This window comes from Bifidobacterium sp. UTCIF-1, assembly GCF_006408915.1.
Lineage (GTDB): Bacteria > Actinomycetota > Actinomycetes > Actinomycetales > Bifidobacteriaceae > Bifidobacterium > Bifidobacterium reuteri.
The window spans coordinates 16,933-35,064 of sequence record NZ_JFAG01000025.1 but is presented as its reverse complement, the minus strand read 5'-3'; the positions used below and the strand labels follow the sequence as shown (position 1 = coordinate 35,064).

General features: G+C 62.1%; 13 protein-coding genes, 1 pseudogene and 1 riboswitch. Of the genes and pseudogenes, 2 read left to right on the top strand and 12 right to left on the bottom strand.

Annotated features, from left to right (window positions below; genetic code table 11):
- Positions 1-24: 24 nt before the first annotated feature.
- The 6 genes and pseudogenes from BW09_RS09845 to BW09_RS09820 form a co-directional block, all read right to left on the bottom strand.
- A complete protein-coding gene (locus BW09_RS09845; protein WP_044090351.1) occupies positions 25-1,095 on the bottom strand; it encodes an ABC transporter substrate-binding protein in 1,071 nt (356 codons plus the stop codon).
- Positions 1,096-1,355: 260 nt separating this feature from the next.
- A complete protein-coding gene (locus tag BW09_RS09840; protein ID WP_007053301.1) occupies positions 1,356-2,138 on the bottom strand; it encodes an ABC transporter permease in 783 nt (260 codons plus the stop codon).
- A 195-nt stretch (positions 2,139-2,333) separates the two neighbouring features.
- Positions 2,334-3,911 (bottom strand): GH32 C-terminal domain-containing protein, encoded by a 1,578-nt coding sequence (locus BW09_RS09835; protein ID WP_140463986.1) that lies wholly within the window; start codon positions 3,909-3,911, stop codon positions 2,334-2,336.
- Between the two features lie 51 nt (positions 3,912-3,962).
- Positions 3,963-5,296, bottom strand: a pseudogene (locus tag BW09_RS09830) (MFS transporter).
- A 289-nt stretch (positions 5,297-5,585) separates the two neighbouring features.
- Positions 5,586-6,629 carry a LacI family DNA-binding transcriptional regulator gene (locus BW09_RS09825; protein WP_140463988.1) on the bottom strand — a complete coding sequence of 348 codons (1,044 nt, stop codon included), beginning with the start codon at positions 6,627-6,629 and terminating at the stop codon, positions 5,586-5,588.
- 254 nt (positions 6,630-6,883) lie between these two features.
- Positions 6,884-7,849 carry a hypothetical protein gene (locus BW09_RS09820; protein WP_140463990.1) on the bottom strand — a complete coding sequence of 322 codons (966 nt, stop codon included), beginning with the start codon at positions 7,847-7,849 and terminating at the stop codon, positions 6,884-6,886.
- A 160-nt stretch (positions 7,850-8,009) separates the two neighbouring features.
- Between BW09_RS09820 and BW09_RS09815 the strand changes: the two genes are divergently transcribed.
- Both BW09_RS09815 and BW09_RS09810 read left to right on the top strand, forming a co-directional pair.
- A complete protein-coding gene (locus BW09_RS09815; RefSeq protein ID WP_258185054.1) occupies positions 8,010-8,735 on the top strand; it encodes a response regulator transcription factor in 726 nt (241 codons plus the stop codon).
- A gap of 35 nt (positions 8,736-8,770) precedes the next feature.
- Complete coding sequence (locus tag BW09_RS09810; protein ID WP_052382106.1) at positions 8,771-10,273, top strand: hypothetical protein; 1,503 nt, start codon at positions 8,771-8,773, stop codon at positions 10,271-10,273.
- Between the two features lie 3 nt (positions 10,274-10,276).
- Here the strand turns inward: BW09_RS09810 and BW09_RS09805 are convergent, their stop codons facing one another.
- The 6 genes from BW09_RS09805 to BW09_RS09780 all read right to left on the bottom strand — a co-directional run bounded on the left by BW09_RS09805 (position 10,277) and on the right by BW09_RS09780 (position 18,029).
- Positions 10,277-11,653, bottom strand: coding sequence for an MFS transporter (locus BW09_RS09805; RefSeq protein WP_044090346.1), 1,377 nt, complete (start codon positions 11,651-11,653; stop codon positions 10,277-10,279).
- 410 nt (positions 11,654-12,063) lie between these two features.
- A complete protein-coding gene (locus tag BW09_RS09800) occupies positions 12,064-12,438 on the bottom strand; it encodes a thiamine-binding protein (RefSeq protein ID WP_044090344.1) in 375 nt (124 codons plus the stop codon).
- Positions 12,439-12,520: 82 nt separating this feature from the next.
- Complete coding sequence (thiD, locus tag BW09_RS09795) at positions 12,521-13,318, bottom strand: bifunctional hydroxymethylpyrimidine kinase/phosphomethylpyrimidine kinase (protein ID WP_044090343.1); 798 nt, start codon at positions 13,316-13,318, stop codon at positions 12,521-12,523.
- Between the two features lie 102 nt (positions 13,319-13,420).
- The gene (locus BW09_RS09790) at positions 13,421-14,035 is read right to left on the bottom strand and encodes a sugar O-acetyltransferase (RefSeq protein ID WP_044090342.1); all 615 of its coding nucleotides are present in this window, start codon (positions 14,033-14,035) and stop codon (positions 13,421-13,423) included.
- Positions 14,036-14,144: 109 nt separating this feature from the next.
- On the bottom strand, positions 14,145-16,901 hold the full coding sequence (thiC, locus tag BW09_RS09785; RefSeq protein ID WP_140463992.1) for a phosphomethylpyrimidine synthase ThiC: 2,757 nt from the start codon (positions 16,899-16,901) through the stop codon (positions 14,145-14,147).
- 192 nt (positions 16,902-17,093) lie between these two features.
- Positions 17,094-18,029 (bottom strand): hydroxyethylthiazole kinase, encoded by a 936-nt coding sequence (locus tag BW09_RS09780; RefSeq protein ID WP_081886660.1) that lies wholly within the window; start codon positions 18,027-18,029, stop codon positions 17,094-17,096.
- A riboswitch (TPP riboswitch) is annotated at positions 18,021-18,126 on the bottom strand. It overlaps the preceding gene by 9 nt.
- Between the last annotated feature and the right edge of the window lie 6 nt (positions 18,127-18,132).

The window sequence follows — 18,132 nt, the reverse complement described above, 5'->3', positions numbered from 1 at the left end:
GATTCAAACTCGGAATATCGGAAATTACTTGCCGATGAATTCGTCGGTGGCAAGGTCCTTGGCCTGCGGGGCCTCATGAATTATCTTGTCATGACTGTCGGTGTATGCGTCTTCTTCAGCCAGGAAGTCGAAGTATTCCTGAGCGCCCTTGAAGTCGTTGGTGCCGAGCACGAAAGAGCCGTCCTTGATCTTGGCCGGATCGCCCCAGTACTGGCCGTCGACGATAACCTGCATGCTCTTCTTGACGAATTCGGGCTTGAGGTTGGCGTCAGGGGCTTCGTCCACGAGAATCTGCGCGGCGTCATCCGGGTTGGCGTACGCGTACTCGTAACCCTTTTGAGTGGCCTGAGTGAACATCTTGACCAGGTCGGGATTGTTCTTGATGGTCTTGTCATTGGTGATGATGCCGATGGTGTCGGCGTTGCCGGGCACGCCATAGTCAGGCTCGGTGAAGCAGTTGAGCTTCGGGCCGTACATGTCGGCTTGCACGCCTTCCCACGTGGCGTAGAAGCCGCCGAAATCGGCCTTGCCGGATTCCATGGTCTGGAAGGTGGAGGTGCCGACGGTCACCTTGTCGAATTCGCCCTTGCCGCCATCGGTTTGGATCATGCGGCGCACCACGGCATCGGACTCGTTGGAGCCGAAGGTGGCGAAGGTCTTGCCATCCAAATCCTTAGGGGACTTGATGGCGGTGTTGGACGCCAGTGCGCACCAAATGGCGCTCGGCTTCTGCTGCACCTGCAGCACCTGCTTGATGTGAGCGCCCTTCAGCGTGTAGACGCCCACGTTGGTCAGGTTGGACAGGGCGAAGTCGGCCACACCGTTGTTCACGGCCTGTTCGGCACCGGCCTGGGCCACGGCCACGATATCCACGTCAAGGCCGGCGTCCTTGAAGTAGCCCTTGTTCTTGGCCACGTACACGCCGATGTGGTTGGTATCGGGTGCCCAGGAAAGCATGAAAGTGACCTTCTTGAGGTCGGAGGTGTTGGAGTTGGAGGAGTCGGCGGTGTTGGTCTGGCCACATGCGGCGAAACCGAAAGTCATGGCAAGGGCGCCCACGAGGGCAGCGGCCTTGGATACAAGGCTTTTCTTCATAATGATGGTTCCCTAATTCGTTGTCTCTCTATCGTTCTCTGGGATTGCTTCGAACGGAAGTCGGCAGAAAACGATATGGAGGGCCTTGATTTCCGTTCGACCAGCGCCCCCGACATTCCCTATGAAAGCTCGGGAAAGCCGGTTTGCCACACGCTGGTAAAGCTGTTCCATTATAGAGACAGGGTTGGAGACCTCATGAGAAGCCGCTTCGTTCAGTCGGTCCTGGCCGCCGGCTCGTGCCTTTGACGGTAAAAAAAGAACTACTGGTCCGCGTCGGGGTCTTCGTCGTCGCCGGGCGGGCCGAGCAGGATGCGCTCGCTGGCGTTTACCGCCAGCATCAGTACGCATGTCATCAGGATAATGACGATGGTGGCGGAGAAGATCAGCGGCGTGCGGAATGAATTGTAGGCAGCCTGCAGCCAGATGCCAAGGCCCTTGCGTGCGCCAAGGTATTCAGCGGTGGATGCCGTGGCGAAGATGTATGCGGCAGATACTCGGATACCGCCATAGATCTGACGTGCGGCAACGCGCAGCTTCACGTGCCAGAGCGTCCAGACCGGGGTCGCGCCGCAGGTCAATGCGACGTCGGAATAGAACTGGGGCACTGCTTCTAGTCCGCGCACAGTCTGCACGGCGATGGGGAAGAGGCCGAATACCGCCACGATTACGATTTTGCCGGAAATCTCAAAACCGAACCAAATCAGGAACAACGGGGCGATGGAAATCAGCGGCATGGTTTGTGCGGCGGCAAGCAGCGGATAGAACGCCGCGTTGAACGTGTGCGAGCAGTACAGTGCAATGCCGATCATAATGCCGAAGAACACGGCAAACAGGAATCCAACCACGCCCTCATAGCCGGTGATTGCCGCGGCCGGGCCGAGCGTGTTCCATGTTTCGATGGTGGCGGCGAAAATCTCGCTTGGCGCGGAGATCATCGTGGGGGAGACATGTCCTAGATCCACCCACGTTTCCCAGACTGCCAGCAATACGATGACGGCGATGACGGTGGGCATGCGGCGCTTGAGGCGCTTGGCGATGGACATGGGATGTCACCTTGCTTTCCGCGCCAGTCCGGTTTGCTGGTGGCGCTTGCGGCCGGGGCGTGGAACAGTAAGGTGAGGAGCCTGCGCGCCTGCCGGTCGTGTGATGGATTGTGTTATATGCCGTCCATCAGTATAGGCGAAGGCGAACGACAGGGCGCACAAAAAAACCTCCCTCTGACGAGGGAGGTGAAAGAGCTACTCCAGTCCGATGGACTTCATGTGGTGGAGCTTCAGGGAATCCACCTTGAGACTACCGGACTCGGCGACGAGCTTGATGGCGCGCGGGCCTTCGGAGGCGTAGGAGTAGGAGCTCAGCACTTGGTGGCCACCGTTGACGTAGACCTCCACGGAGCCGCGATCCACGAACACGCGCAGGTCCAGAGTGCCGGAGGCCAGTTCCGCCTGGGTGAGTGGTGCTGTGCGGTATCCGCGGTCGCCGTTGGACATGGTCTGACGGTCCACCACCACACGTCCGATCTGGTCGTCATAGGCCACATACGTGTATGCGCCATTCTCAGTGGCGTGGATCTTGAGCCCAGCGCGCTCGGCGGTGGAATGCGCCAGGTCGATGGTCATCTCGATCTCCACAGCCTCGGCGTCGTCGGCGATGACCTGCTCGCCGTCCATATCAAGCGTGATGGAACCATGGTCGAACGTGTCCGTGCGCAGGCCTTCCATCTCGGCCACCGGGGCGGTGACCACGTCGCCGTCCTCGCCGAGGGTGATCTCACGCGGCAGCGTGAGCTGGCCGCACCAGCCATCCTGCTGCATCGGAATAGGCTCGACGAACGGGCTCATCCATCCGTAGACGATCTGGCGACCCTGCCCGCCGTGTTCCGGGCCGTCCACGTGGAAGGACTGCGGGGCATAGTAGTTGTGGCCGCAATCCCACAGACGGAATTCGGTTTCCGGCTTGAATTCGCCACCCGGCTCCCAGGTGCCGATCATGTAGCCGGCGTTGTTGACGTTGCGGTTCATGAAGCCGTTCGGCTTGGAGCCCATGGCGGAGAAGCCGATGACCCACTTCTCGTTGCCTTCCTTGTCCCGGATCGGGAAGAAGTCAGGGCATTCGAGCATGAAGACGTTCGGATCGGGGTGCTCGAACAATACGCGCTCGTAGGTCCAGCGCTCCATGTCCTTGGAGGAGAACAGCCACATCTGGCCGCGCTTATCCGCGGAGGAGACACCGAAGGTCATATACCAGGTGTCGCCGGTCTTCCACACCTTCGGATCACGGTAATGGTGGTCCACCTTGTCGGTCGGGCAGTCGATGATCATGCCCTGCTTGGTCACATGGGTCAGGCTGTCGTCATCCGGGGTGGCGAGCATCTGCACCTGCCAGTCGCCACCGGTGTTGTCGTGCCCGTTGGCCCAGCGGTGTCCGGTGTAGTAGAAGCGCAGTTTGCCGTCATCTCCGATGACCGCGGAGCCGGAGAACACGCCGTCCTTCTCCTGTTCGAGGGAAGGAGCGAAGGCGATGGGCTCACGGCGCCATGTGACCATGTCTTCGCTGGACACGTGGCCCCAATGGCACAGGCCCCACTGGGTGCCGTAGGGATGCAGCTGATAGAACACATGCCAGCGGCCCTTGTAGTAGCACAGGCCGTTGGGGTCGTTGATCCATCCGCCGTCGGAGGCGATATGGAACTTCGGGTACCAGCGGTCGTTGCGATGGGCGGCGAGTTCGGCGACTCCTGCGGCCGCCTTGGCGAGCGCCTCGTCGTGGTCGCAGATGGGGGTGTATACGGGCTTGTCCGGAATGAAGTCGGTCATGATGATTCCTTGGTGCTTTGGACGATTGTTATCGCTGATGGAGGGAGGAGCTCAGGCCTTGGCGGCTTCCATGGCCTTGAGTTGGCTGTCGGTGTAGAACGGGTCGCCGCCGACCTCCTGGTCGTCGCGCTTGATCACGAAGAAGCCGTATACCAAGGCGCACAGCACGATGCCGGAGATGACCCAGAAGGTCACGCGCGAACCCATGTCGTTGTCTGGAAGGATGCCGGTCATGTAGTCATGGAAGGCGCCCAGCGGGGTGGAGAAGATGATCTGTCCCACCTGGGAGGCGATCTGGAATCCGACCATGTACAGCGTGGCGGAGAGCTTGGTGTCGAAGTGCAGCGTGAAGTAGCGGAACGCCGGAAGACAGAACAGCGGCACTTCGATGGAGTGGAACAGTTTGACGATGGAGACGGTGACCGGGTCGTGGAACACGCCGCACAGGCCGATGCGCAGGAACATCACCGTGGCACCGAGTAGCAGCGCGTTGCGCACGCCGATCTTGCGCATGATAATCGGCACGACGCCCATCATCGCGGACTCGAGGAACACCTGGAATCCATTCAGCGTGCCGTAGGTGGCGTTGCCGATGGCTTCGGTGGGGAACAGGCCGGCGTAGTAGACCGGGAACCATTGCTGGTCGAACACGGTGTAGAAGGTGTTGGTCAGGAGCATGAAGACGATCAGCACCCACAGGGTCGGCATCTTCAGGACGCTGACCATCTCCTTGAAGGAGGGGCTGGACTTCTCGGCGGTCGGGTCTGCGGCCTTCTTAAGCTCTCCCTTCTGCTCGGAAGGCACCCAGCACAGGTAGATGAGCAGCATGCCGACGCCGCAGGCGGTGCCGATCCAGAAGTTGATCATCGGATTGATGTTGAACAGGAAGCCGGCGCACAGCGCCACGATGGCGTAGCCGAACGAACCCCAGGCGCGGGACTGGCCGTATTCGAAGTTGAACTTGCGTGAGTAGCGTTCGGTGATCGCCTCGAACAGGGAGCAGGCCGCCATGAATCCTGCGGACAGGACGACGGAGCCGAGTAGGACGCCGAACCAGCGGGTGGTGCCGCCGGCATCAATCATCGGCGCATAGACGAACTGGACGAAGGGGCCCACGCACGCGGAGATTATGGAGACCGCGATGACGAGCTGTCGCTTGATGCCGAGCTGGTCCTGGATGATGCCGTAAGCGAACATGATGATCATGGTCGCGGCGGAGTTGATGGAGTAGATGGTGCCGACCTCGGTGCCGCTCAGGCCCAAGGATTCGAGCCAGATGCGGAAGAAGGACCACCAGTTTCCCATGAGCAGAAGAACATGAAGATGCCGAGGGAACTTTGCAGGTAGGAGGGATTCCTCCATGGGGTTTTGGACACGCTTGCCATAATCATCCTTTGATTACTGCCGGATTTGCTGCTTTGTCGTTGGGTTGTTGTGACACTTCGGCTCGAGCGGCTGTGCCGTTGCGGAAGTTATTGTGCGTGATATTCATTATGAGACGTCAATCGATTTACGTCAAACGATTGACGAAACTCGGCGTGTCGAACATAGGGCCCTTTGGATGCGTGATTTCTCGGGTGAATCGTCAAGAAGTCACGCTGTGAGGATCCTGTTGATAGGACGAGGCCGCTGAGGGCGCGATACGTGGCATGCCGATTGGGGTGCGTTGCGAAGCTATTGCCGCACCGAATGCTTCTCCACCAGTGTGCAGTGGATTTTTGCGGGCGTCGGCGAATCGAGCCGCGGCATGGGCGCGGTCGTTCTCGGCCAATCGATGTTGTCGAGCGGACGGTCTTCGAGCATTGAGACCAGCTTGGTCACGGCCCAGTAGCCCATCTCGAAATGAGGCAGTTCCACGGTGGTGAGCGTGGGAGCAAGCGTCTCTGCGAAGACGCGGTGGTTGTCCACGCCAACCACCGAAATATCCCGGCCGACAGTCAGCCCGCGTCGGGCGGCGCATTCGTAGACATACCATGCACGTGCGTCATTGAAGCAGAAGAACCCATCTGGCCGCTCCACGTTGAACAGCCGGTCCACGGCAGCCAGTGCCGGGTCGTTGTTCAGCACGTCGATAGTCAGTCGCCTGTCGAATTTCCGTCCATCATCCTCCAGCGCGGCCTGATAGCCGCGTAGCCGCTCAGCCTGAGCGATCAGCGGTTCGGAACAGCCCACGTAGGCTATCCGTTCGCATCCCGCGTCAATGAGGCGTTTGGTGGCGTCGTAGCCGATACGGAACTCGTCCGGCTCCACGCTGGGTATCTTGCCATCCGCGTCGGTGGCGTCCACCAGAACCAGCGGCATCCCGGTGAGCGCGGAAGGCGCGTGGGTGATGCGGTTGGACATCTTGGCGTACAGGAAACCATCGGCTCCATAACGTTTCAGTGCTGCGATCTCTGCGGTTTCGCTCTCCTTGCCATCCGTACTGACCACGATGAGCATGTATCCGAACCGTCGTGCAGCCCGTTGCGCTCCGAGAATGATGCCGCCCGCATACGGTGTGGTGGCTACGTCTTCGCTGATGAAACCAAGCATATGCGTGCGTCCGGTGCGCAACGAGCTGGCCAGCGGGTTCGACTTGTATCCGAGCTGTGCCGCGATATCGCGTACATGCCGCGCCACTGCGCCGCGGACGCGCCCCTCGTCGCGGTTGTTGAGCACCAGCGACACTGTGGAGACGGAGACGCCGGCCTGATGCGCGATTTCCTTCATCGTAACCATAACGTCAAACGATACACCTTCATGCGCACGGTCTAACGCGGGTGTGGTACAGGCAATCGGTTCAATCCCTTGGCGAATGTTGCCTGACGCCCAGTATAGACTCGTCGCAGCTTCTCCGAAGAGCGCTTGCTCGCCATTGAGATGAACAGCCGTTCGCCGTATTCACAGGTTCCATTACAGTTGCCATGAGCGGCGGGGGCTGTGCTCCGCATGAGGGCTTCCCAGACCGTTCGCGTCATACCGAGGCGAATACGCTACCGCCGGCGCACCCTTGCAATGATCCACCGCACTGCCCACACCACGGCGAAACCGAGGAACGAGGCCGCCGCGAACACCACGGTGAAATGCCACACCTGATCCATCTGCGACCAGTTGAAATACATGTCGCCCAGTGTGGTGCAGACCGACCCGACATAGCAGGTGTCGTCCAACGGCCTGATCAGAGCCACGAGTATCGGCACCGACACCAGCGAGCAGACGAGCGGGAACAACAACGCACTCCACGGGCGGCTCAGCGCGGCATCCCGCGAGGCGTATGCGCCGCACGCTATCAGGAGCACTGGCGGAATCACGAAATTGATCAGCAGGGCGGCACCCAGCACGGCTTCGCTTCCCACAATGATCAGAGTCAGCAGCAGTCCGTACGACAGTGCCACGGCAAGCCAGCAGCCGAATCGGATGGCATCCTTGCGAATCCAGCGCAGCATCCGGGCGCTGAGCGAGCCTGGTTCGGGGTTCACGAACAGCGCGCGCAGGCCGTATCGACCGATTGCGTAACAGATGAATGCCACCGCCGCATAGGAGACCAGCAGCACGCCCACGCCGTACAGCGTCTGCCCGATGAGACGCAACCCATCGGTGCGCATGAGCCCGACCCATTCCGGCCACGTCGGATATCGATAGCCGGGTTGCAGCCGCAGATTCGCCCATCCGAACCCCAACGGGCCGAGCAGCGCGCTCGCCAACGGGAACGACAGACTGCCGGTGCGGATGCTGCCGAGAATCACATTGGCCAGTCCCAGCGCCAACGGCCAGTGCAGCAGCATGCTGCCCAGCCAGACGAAATGGTCAGGCGAGGTCATCCAGTTGGCGTTTCCGTCGTAGTCGAGGATGAACACGCCTGATCCCATGATCAGCAGTGCCAGCAGCACAGCCAAGGAGACCATGCCTATCCAATGCGCACGGTTCCAGGTGAACCGTCGTTGCGATGTCGTGTTCATCTCAGGTTCCTTTCACGACGTTGTGCGGATTATCGGGATGATTCCATAATAGATTTGCTGAAAATCGTGGGATGATGGTTGTCATAGCGGCTATGACAACGCGAGGACGGAGCGGTTTCGCGCGGGCATCATAGATGGGACCGAGGAAGGGGATGACGGCATGGGGAACGGCATGGGAATCGTCGCCGATACGGGGGAGGAGAAGGCATCGGCACCCATCCGCATCGGGCTCGTGGACAATGACCCGTACGCGGTGAAGGTCCTGCAGACGATGATCGAACGCATGGCCTCCGACTTCCGAGTGGTCTGGACCTGTGATCTGGGCGCCGTGGCAATCAGCCGCTGTCTGAATCCGGCGAAACGGCCGGACGTGCTTGTCACCGACATGTCGATGGGCGATGTGTCCGGCACCGAGGTATGTCGGGCCATCCGCGCCAAAACACCGGAGGTCGGCCTGGTCGGTGTCACCTCGTACTCGCTTGCTTCGTTCCGTGACGAGGCCGTACGCTGCGGGGCGCAGGCGCTGGTGGCCAAGACCGACTTGCGCGGCATCGCACACGCCATCCGCTGTGCAGCTCGTGGCATGCCGATGGATGGGGATGCAGAAGGGAACGGAGTCGGGCGCGGGGGAGCCGGATTCATGGACGCCATCAGTGCCCATATGCTGTTGGAGGATGCGGGCTACGCCGTCCGCGGGGCGCTGTCCGCCAAGGAACGGGAGACCCTGCGCCTGTACGCAGAGGGGCTCACCACCAGGGAGATTGCGGTGCGCCTCGGCGTGAGCGCCGCGACCGTGGCCACTTTCGAACGCAGGGCGTGCGCCAAACTTGGCGCACGAAGCCGTGCGCACGCCATTTCCATATGTGTCAGACGGCACGAAATCTAGTGTCCTGCGTCTGGTCTGCGAAGGAGGAGCGGACAATGATTCGTGGATTATGGCGTCGCATCGCCGAAGCCGACGCGCGCGTGGGCAACGCGTGGCTGCTGACCGCCACGCTGCTCGTCGCCTTGGTCTGCGCGGTCGAAACGATGCGCTCGATCATGATCGACGGTTTGCCGGCAGCAGCGGGAGCACCGGCGTTCCTGCTTGTCGCGGCGACGGTGCTGATGTCCTTCCGCCCGGTCGAGGGCTGCCTGCTGACGACGATGCTGGTCGTGGTGATGACGTTCGGGGCATTGTGGGTACCGTCCGGCGCGCTGCTTGCGGTGATGCTGGCGATCGGCATTGCGGGATATGTCTTCGTATGGTTCGGTGCTCTCATATTGGCCGTGACCGTGATGGGCTGGGTGATCGGGCCGATCGGGGATGTGGCCGCTTCCGGACATTTTGGTGCCATCGCGCAGACCGTCGGTACGGTTCAGGCAGGGGCTGGTCGGCAGGTGATTCTCGGCGTCGTCACCATCGACGGGCCCATGCCGGTGATCGTGCTCGCCGTCGGCTGCCTGCTGGCCGGCGTGGCCGCGCGTTGGAACCATGAACGCGGCATGGCCCAAGCCGAATTGGAGCATCGCCGGCGTCGCGAGCGCGCGGCCCGGGACATCCACGACTACGTATCCAACGATCTGGCGTATCTGATTCTGCGGCTCGACAAGGATATTGCGGATGATTATAGCCCGTCCGTCGAGGAGCTGCAGGAATTGCGCAAGGTGGCCGTCGGCGCGTTGAATCGGACCCATCAGGTCATTGACGTGATGGAGGGGCGTGGGGATCCCGGCGGCGTAATCGGCGATGGTGGTGCATTTGACGGTGACGTTGACGACGAAGCTGGCGACGGTGCCATCGCCACCAATACGTCCGGCCCAAGGAGCCGGAGGATCGGCGTCGGCAATGTCACTTCCGGGGACCGGCTGGACCGGGGGCGAGCACGACGGAATAAGGATGGCGTTCCATCGGGCGTTTCCAGGTCGGTGCTCGACCCGTCCAGAGGAATGTCGGGACGGGTCGAGCAAATGGAGCAAATGGAGCAAACGGTCGTGCGGCGGGTGAGCAGCATTGCACGGAACGGCGACCGCCGGCTTGCGGAACTGGGATTCGACGGACGGACCATCATATCCACGGCCGATGTCGGACCGGTGACCGATATTAATGAGATCGATGCCGACAGCGGCGTCGCTGACGATTACGCCGATTACGCCGATTACGGCGGACTGCTTTCGGGATTATTGGAGGAAGTGTACGGCAACATCGCCAAACACGCCGATCCGGCGGGCGGATACGTGGTGACGGTCCGATTCGGTTCGGACGCCGTCCATGTCGCGTGTACTGACAGGCCGCGCGTACAGGAACCGGAGGAGCGTACCGATATCGCCACGGGCGGCACCGGGCTGGCCCGGTACGGAACGTTGCTGGAAGAGCGAAAAGGCGTCCTGCGCATTACTGCACAGGACGCCGAATGGACGCTATCCGTGGTGGTGCCGTATTAGTTCTCAGCCAACCGACTTTTGGGCGGTCTCCACGCCGAAGAATCCGACGATGAGCATCGAGGCGATGGCGATCACGCTGATGGAAACGAAAATGGATGTGGCGCCGAGGGTGACGAGCATCCAGCCGACCACCATAGGCATCAATACGTTGAGCAGCTTGGCGATGGCGTTGGCCACGCCCACGCAGCGGAAACGCACCTTGGTGGCGAACAGTTCAGGAGCATACACGGCCACCACGGAAGCCATGAGCACGTACAGGCACATCATGAGCAAGAAGCCCACGATGATCGCGCCCGTGGTGGAGGACTGGAAAGCGTAGAGCATACCGAACACGCCCGTGAACAGGAAGGCCGGCACGATTGTGCGCTTGCGGCCGATGCGGTCAATCAAGAGCGAGCCGATGAGGCAGCCTACCGGGGCGCCGAGCATCATCAGCGTGGACGTGGTCAGCGAGGAGGAAAGGTTGATGCCGCGCTTGACCAGAATCGTCGGCACCCAGGAGGTGAAGGCGTAGGAGCACACGTTGGTGGCGCTCACTGCCACGATGGCCACGAGCAGGCAGATGCCCAGCGAACGGCCGCCCGCGTTGCGTGTGGAGTCGGTGTTGGTCTTCGCGGCAGCAGCCTCCGGCTCCGAGCCGTTTGCCTCAAGCTGCTTGACGATGGCATCCGCCTCGTCATAGCGGCCATGCACGGCCAGCCAGCGCGGGGATTCGGGGATGTCGCGACGCAGCCACCAGATCACGGCAGCCACTACGCCGATGCCGACGAACAGCGGACGCCAGCTCCAGCGGGGGATGATGAAGGCACACAGCAGCATGGCGATCGGCACGCCGCAGTTGGCCACGAGCGAGACGATCGCACACCAATGGCCACGGCGGTTCATCGGCGCGAACTCATTGACCATGGCGAAGCCGGTCACGATCTCGGCGCCGAGGCCAAGGCCTGCGCCAAGGCGGCACAGCGAAAGGATGGCCATGTTCGGGGCGAACGCGCCCAGGAATGTGAAGCCGCCGAAGAGCAGCAGGTTGATCTGGTAGGCCACGCGACGACCCTTCAGGTCGCCGACGAAACCGGCGAGCAGCGAGCCGACCAGCAGGCCCAGGAAGCCTGCGGACATGAACGTGGAGTTCTGCGCCACGGTGGACCAGTGGGTGGACAGCGCACTGGAAGCCACGGCGCTGCCGATGTAGACGTCGATGCTGTCCATCAGCATTCCGGCCGCCACCAGTGCGACGATGCGATGGAACATCGGGGTTTCGTGGGCGCGATCCATGCGCGAGATGATTTCCTCTACCTTGGCCTGATCCACGGCACTGCGCCCCTGCGCAGTATCAGTCATCGTGGAATCGCCTGGAATCTGCTGTTCGGCAGCAGTCATGATGAATATCCTCTTCTGCATCCTGCCCGAATACGCCGTCATCAATTACAAACTGTGGCTATTGTCTGCGGCATGCAGACAATCGACGTCTTCGGGCGAACTCTTGATGCATGCCGTGCATGTTCCCCCTCCCATTGTGTGGGATGGACGACAGCCGTCGCTGCATCTTGAATCCATCGATGATGAGCGGTCGTTGTGAGACCACCCATGTGCGATAGGCAGTACTATAGGAGCGCCCGGCCGATTCTCCTCTGTGATGTCACAATGTGAACGACTACAGGGCCGAATGCTGACCGATGCGTCACCCAATAGCGTCCGGGATACTGCTTCAGGGCAAACAAAAACGGCGGCCCTTCATGAGCCGCCGCCAAGGGTGATGCTATGGATGACTGCGGGATGTCATCGCGTTATCATTGCTGTTGCTTGGACAGGATCTCGTCCACCAACCGAGGTTTTTCGGTGAGCTGCCCGGTAAAGCCGGGGCGGATGTCCATGTGCAGTATCAGGGAAGTGCGATAGCCTTGTTCGGCGAGCTTCTTGGCCGCCTCTCCGGCGACTTTCAGCACATCGTCGAGATTGCCCTCCACATTGGTGAACAGGGCATTGGTCTCCTGAGGCAGGCCGGACTCACGGATCACCTCAATCGCTTGGGAAACGTAGGGGGAGACCTCGGAGCCCACACCGGCCGCGGAGACTTGGATTGCCGCGACCGTATTCAGATACGGCTTTCCGGTGGCCGGGTCGATCGGTACTTCCTGCTTCACGGCGTTGCGGTCAACAACCATATTTGTCCTTTCTTGATGAGAAAGGCTTCTTCCGACATCTCTCATCCCTGATCGAGACGCCGGAAGAAGCCTTTCCGGAGATTCAGCGGTACTTCCAGAAGTGGTCCATCGGCCCGGAGCCATGACCCAGATCCAACTGGGCTTTCAGTGCGCCGGTCAGGTACTTCTTGGCGTGCTTGATGGCCTTGGGCAAAGGCTCGCCCTGCGCCAGATAGGCGGCGATGGCGGAGCTCAGCGTGCAGCCGGTGCCATGGGTGTTCGGATTGTCGATGCGCATGCCATCGAACCAGGTCACGGTGCCGTCCGTCTCGGCGAGCACGTCATTGGCGTCCTCGGTGCCATGGCCGCCTTTGACGAGCGCCGCGCAGCCGTACTGTTCGCTGATACGGCGGGCTGCGGTCTCCATATCCTCCTGATCGTGGATCAGGGTGTCGGTCAGGGCTTCTGCCTCGGGGATGTTCGGTGTGACCACAGTGGCCATGCCGAACAGGCGGCTGGTCAGAGCGGCGATGGCGTCATCGCTGATGAGCTTGGCGCCGGAAGTGGCGACCATCACCGGGTCGAGCACGATATTGGTCGCATGATGCGCGGTCAGACGATCTGCGATGACATTGATGATGTCCGCGGAGGAGACCATGCCGATTTTGACTGCGACGGGCGGGATATCCTCGAACACCATGTCAATCTGGTCGGCCAGAATCTCCGGCTTGGTGTCCTGGATGGAACGCACGCCGGTGGTGTTCTGCGCGGTGAGCGCGGTGATGGCGCTCATGCCGAACACTCCGCAGGCCAGCATGGTCTTGAGGTCGGCCTGCATACCGGCGCCGCCGGACGAGTCCGATCCCGAAATCGCAAGTACTGCCGGCAAAGTGGTGCTCATGTCGTCTCCTTATATGATCTTCGGTTATCTCACGAGCGTAGTGAGGCGGCTGTACGTTCGTGACGCTGCCGCAGGGCGCGGCGTGCTTGGGCGGAGCGCCTTTCAGATGTCCTTGGGGATGAGGCGGTCTCGCCAATAGTATTCGTCGTCATGCTCGTTGATCGGGCGGGCGACCCGGCAGGGGGTGCCGAAGGCGACTGAATCGGCGGGGATGTCGCGGGTCACCAGACTGCAGGCGCCGATGACCGAGTTGTCGCCGATGGTGACGCCCGGCAGCACGGTCACGTTCGCGCCGATCCACACATTGCGGCCGATATGGATGGGCTCGGAGAACTGCGCGACCCGTTCGCGCAGGTCGGGCCTGACTGGATGGCCGGTGGTGACGAGCGTGACGTTCGGGCCGATCATCGTATGATCGCCGATGAAGATTTCGCCGTCGTCCACCAAGGTGAGGTTGAAGTTCGCGTAGGTGTGGCTGCCCCAGTGGGTGCTCAGGCCCCAGTTGGCGTTGAAGGTCGGTTCGATCCACACGTCCTCGCCCATTTCGGCGAAGAACGTGCGCAACAGTCGCTCACGCCGTGGGTCGCTCGCCTTGAGCGCATTGATGTCGTGCAGCATGTCCCGCTGCTCCTGCTGGGCGGTGGACATGAGTTTCTCGTCCCAGAAATAGATTCCGGGTGAATGCATGATGTCGAGTGCCTCTTGCGATATGGCCATGTGCTCTCCTTTGCGCGCCGCCAATGTGTCAATGTGCCAATGTGAATGATGCAGCCGACGTGCATTGCGCCGACTGCATCATTCACACTACATCACACCGGCAATTCCATCATTGCGCGGGCTGGTAGAGCTTGGAGCCGCCTTCCTGGAACTTGCGGCTCATCTCGGCCATGCCGGCCTGGATGTCCTCGGCGCTCGCCGTGCCGGCAGGGGTGGCCGATGCGGCCGGCGTGGTCAGAGCGCCACGAGCCTCCTGGGCGGACGGGATCTTGCCGGCGAGGGTGTCCTGAACCAGCTTCTCCTGCGCCGCCGCGCCGCCGAACTGCTTGCGGATGTTCTGCGAGATGGCCATCGAGCAGAACTTCGGGCCGCACATCGAGCAGAAGTGCGCCATCTTGGCGGGCTCGGCGGGCAGCGTATCGTCGTGGAAGGCGATTGCGGTGTCCGGGTCGTAGCTCAGGTTGAACTGGTCGAGCCAGCGGAACTCGAAACGGGCCTTGGAGATGGCGAGATCGCGGTCCTGCGCGTGCGGGTGGTGCTTGGCGATGTCGGCCGCGTGGCAGGCGATCTTGTAGGCGATCACGCCCTGCTTCACATCGTCCTTGTTCGGCAGGCCGAGGTGCTCCTTCGGGGTCACGTAGCACAGCATGGCGGTGCCGTAGCGTCCGATTTCCGTGGCGCCGATGGCGGAGGTGATGTGGTCGTAGCCCGGCGCGGTGTCGGTGGTGAGCGGTCCCAAGGTGTAGAACGGTGCGTTCTTGCAGATCGCCTTCTCCATCTCGATGTTCATGCGCACGGTGTCGAACGGGATGTGGCCCGGTCCCTCGATCATCACCTGAACGTCCTTGTCCCACGCGCGCTGGGTGAGCTCGCCCAGCGTCATGAGTTCAGCGATCTGCGCGGCGTCGTTCGCGTCCGCGAGCGAGCCGGGGCGCAGGCCGTCGCCGAGGGAGAACGCCACGTCGTACTTGGCGAAGATGTCGCACAGCTCGTCGAAGTGGGTGTACAGGAAGCTCTCCTGATGATGCTGTAGGCACCATTCGGCCATGATCGAGCCGCCGCGCGAAACGATGCCGGTCACGCGGTTGGCGGTCAGCGGCACGAAGCGCAGTAGCACACCGGCATGGATGGTCATATAGTCCACGCCCTGCTCGCACTGCTCGATGACGGTGTCGCGGAACAGCTCCCAGCTGAGCTTGGAGGCATCGTCCTCGACCTTCTCGAGGGCCTGGTACATCGGCACGGTGCCGATCGGCACGGGGGAGTTGCGAAGGATCCACTCGCGGGTGGTGTGGATGTCGTTGCCGGTGGAGAGGTCCATCACGGTGTCGGCGCCCCACTTGGTGGCCCAGGTGAGCTTCTCCACCTCCTCGTCGATGGACGAGGTGACGGCCGAGTTGCCCATGTTGGCGTTGAGCTTGGTGAGGAAGGCGGATCCGATGATCATCGGCTCGGCTTCCGGGTGGTTGATGTTGCATGGCATGACCGCACGGCCGGCCGCCAGCTCGGAACGCACGAGCTCCACATTGCAGTTCTCGCGCTCGGCCACATACTTCATTTCAGGGGTTATGATGCCGTGGCGGGCATACCACATCTGGGTCACCGGGTGGTCCTTGGCGCGCATCGGCTGGTGCGTGCGGCCACGCCATTCCTTCGTGGCGCGGCCACGCTTGATGGCGCGCTTGCCGTCGTCCTCGAGGTTGCGGCGGCGGCCCTCGTATTCCTCGACGTCGCCGCGGTCCTTGATCCAGTCGAGGCGCAGGGGCTTCAGGCCCTCCTTCGGGTCGCACTTGGGGCCTTCGGTGTTGTAGTCGATGAACGGCGGGTTCGGGCCAACGCCGGGGGTGTCGGACAGCTTGATCTCGGTGTACGGCACCTCGAGGTCGTAAGAGCCGAACTGGTTTTCGAAATGCACCGGCTTGGTCTTGCGGATGTGCGCCTTGTCGCGCTGCTTGGAGCCGCGGGCGGCGATGTCCACGCGCTGCTGCTTGGCGAGCTTCTGCGCGGCCTTGGCCTCCTTGGCGTTGGTGAACTTCTTCTCGGTGGCCTCGGCACCTGCCGGGGCGGTGCCCTCCTGCGCGGCCTGCGTGTCGGCGGCCGGGGTGTGAGTCACGATGCGCTTGGCGTAGCCGTGCCTCTTCTCGCCGCGCACGGCCTTCCAACCCTCGACCATCGCGCGGGTGGCGGCCTCCGGGTCATCGGCGCCGGCGATGGCGGAGACGGCGAACCAGCCGGCGGCCTTGGTACCCGCCAGCATGGCCATGTCGGCCGCGGTCACACCGCCACCCACGACCACTGGGAAGTCGCAGGCCGCGCAGATGGTGTTGATCTGCTTGTCGTCAAGCGTCTTGCCGGAACCGTCGTTGCCGCCGACCGAAGCCTCGGGCTTGGTCTTGGAGACGTGCAGCGGGCCGGCGCCGATGTAGTCGATGCAGCCATCGGGCAGCTCGTTGATGAGCTTGACGAGGCTTTCGGTCTCGGCGGAAAGACCCACGATCGCCTCGTCGCCGAGCAGGGCGCGGGCCTCGCGCGGCTCCATGTCGGTCTGGCCGATGTGCACGCCGTCCACCTTGATGCCCTTGCGGCGGGCCTGCCAGACCACATCAGCGCGGTCGTCGATTACGAAGGCCACGGAGTCGGACTTGTTGTTGTCCTCGATGATCTGCGCGATGTCCTGGGCCATGGCGGTCAGTTCTGAGGCGTCCGCCTTCTTGGCGCGCAGTTGGATGAAGGTCGCGCCGCCGCGCAGGGCCTGATCGACCACGTCGGTGAGCGGGCGGCCCTTGCAATCCTCAGGGCCGACTACGAAGTACGCGGACAGGTCGAACGAGTCGCGCATGGAGGCGTATGGGTATTCGTTGTTCATTTGGTGTTCCTTGGTGTTGGGTTAATTAAGGAAGTCTTGTTGTGTATCCGGGGAAGAATGGCGTTTCTCGGCTCCCTCTGATGAGGAAGTCTTGGGCGTTCCGCGATCTCACGTTTCTCGGCTCCCTCTGATGAGGGAGCTGTCTCGCGTAGCGAGACTGAGGGAGAGACAATAGGTACGAGACCACACGGTTCATTGCGCCACAATCGCCGATGCCGCCACCTGCTCGGGCGTGAGATTCCACAGCGCATCCAGCAGATGCACTTGGAACGAGCCCGGTCCGTCGGCCTTGGCCTCGGCGATCTCGCCAGCACGGTTGTACAGCAGGGTTGCCGCAAGGGCTGCGGTCAACGGCTCGGCGACGGCCAGATACGTGGCGGTCACACCGCCCAACGAGCAGCCGGCGCCGGTGATCTTGGACATCAGCGCGCTGCCTCCCGGCAAGCGGTAGACATGCTCGCCGTCGGTCACGAGGTCCACCGCGCCCGAGACGGCCACGGCCGCCTTGCCGGCGGGAGCCGAGGCGGCGAGGAACCGGGCCAGTCGCTTCGCCGGTTCGACGGCGGCGTCCACCTCATCCACCGATTCGACGCCGGCGGGACGGGTTTCCGGATTGTTGCCGTTGGCCTGATTCAGCCCCCACATGTCGGCCAGCGCGATGATTTCGGAGGCGTTGCCGCGCACGATGGTCGGCGGCGTGGCGCGGAAGGCGCGCAGGATTTCGGTGCGCGTCCGTCCGATGCCCGCCGCCACCGGGTCCAGTACCCACGGGTGGGCGGACTTGTGGAAGGCGCGCGCGATCTGCGGCAGCGCATCAGCATAGAAGGGCAGCAACGTGCCCACGTTGATGTAATCGGCACCGGAGATGGAGGCCGTGTCGATGACATCGTCCGGCAGGAAGCTCATGGCCGCCGTGCCGCCGGCTGCGAGCTGCGCGTTGGCCACCAGATTGATGGTCACGAAGTTCGTGAACGACTGCGCCAGCGGCGTCTTGGCCTTCACATCCCGTACTGCCTGCGCGATGTCGTGGCGCAGCGAGGCGAACTCGTCGTCATGGTCGTGTACATGTGCATCATTTACTACACCATGTGCGCCGGTGCAACATGATGGGTGCGAATCATCGCTCATATCACTGCTCCCTACGATGGTCTTAACCAACAGGTTCTAAGGGTCAGGCCGTGGCCATTCTCAACCCGTGTCGCCACGGGTTCCCCTGCATTACGTTGCCGAC

Bases quoted from the DNA above. Each gene is read 5' to 3' on its own strand.
- BW09_RS09825 (WP_140463988.1), bottom strand. From the start codon at position 6,629: ATGGTTACGATGAAGGAAATCGCGCATCAGGCCGGCGTCTCCGTCTCC.
- BW09_RS09810 (WP_052382106.1), top strand. From the start codon at position 8,771: ATGATTCGTGGATTATGGCGTCGCATCGCCGAAGCCGACGCGCGCGTG.
- BW09_RS09780 (WP_081886660.1), bottom strand. From the start codon at position 18,029: ATGAGCGATGATTCGCACCCATCATGTTGCACCGGCGCACATGGTGTA.
- BW09_RS09800 (WP_044090344.1), bottom strand. From the start codon at position 12,438: ATGGTTGTTGACCGCAACGCCGTGAAGCAGGAAGTACCGATCGACCCG.
- BW09_RS09840 (WP_007053301.1), bottom strand. From the start codon at position 2,138: ATGTCCATCGCCAAGCGCCTCAAGCGCCGCATGCCCACCGTCATCGCC.
- BW09_RS09790 (WP_044090342.1), bottom strand. From the start codon at position 14,035: ATGGCCATATCGCAAGAGGCACTCGACATCATGCATTCACCCGGAATC.
- thiD (WP_044090343.1), bottom strand. From the start codon at position 13,318: ATGAGCACCACTTTGCCGGCAGTACTTGCGATTTCGGGATCGGACTCG.
- BW09_RS09815 (WP_258185054.1), top strand. From the start codon at position 8,010: ATGGGGAACGGCATGGGAATCGTCGCCGATACGGGGGAGGAGAAGGCA.
- BW09_RS09835 (WP_140463986.1), bottom strand. From the start codon at position 3,911: ATGACCGACTTCATTCCGGACAAGCCCGTATACACCCCCATCTGCGAC.
- BW09_RS09845 (WP_044090351.1), bottom strand. From the start codon at position 1,095: ATGAAGAAAAGCCTTGTATCCAAGGCCGCTGCCCTCGTGGGCGCCCTT.
- BW09_RS09805 (WP_044090346.1), bottom strand. From the start codon at position 11,653: ATGACTGCTGCCGAACAGCAGATTCCAGGCGATTCCACGATGACTGAT.
- BW09_RS09820 (WP_140463990.1), bottom strand. From the start codon at position 7,849: ATGAACACGACATCGCAACGACGGTTCACCTGGAACCGTGCGCATTGG.
- thiC (WP_140463992.1), bottom strand. From the start codon at position 16,901: ATGAACAACGAATACCCATACGCCTCCATGCGCGACTCGTTCGACCTG.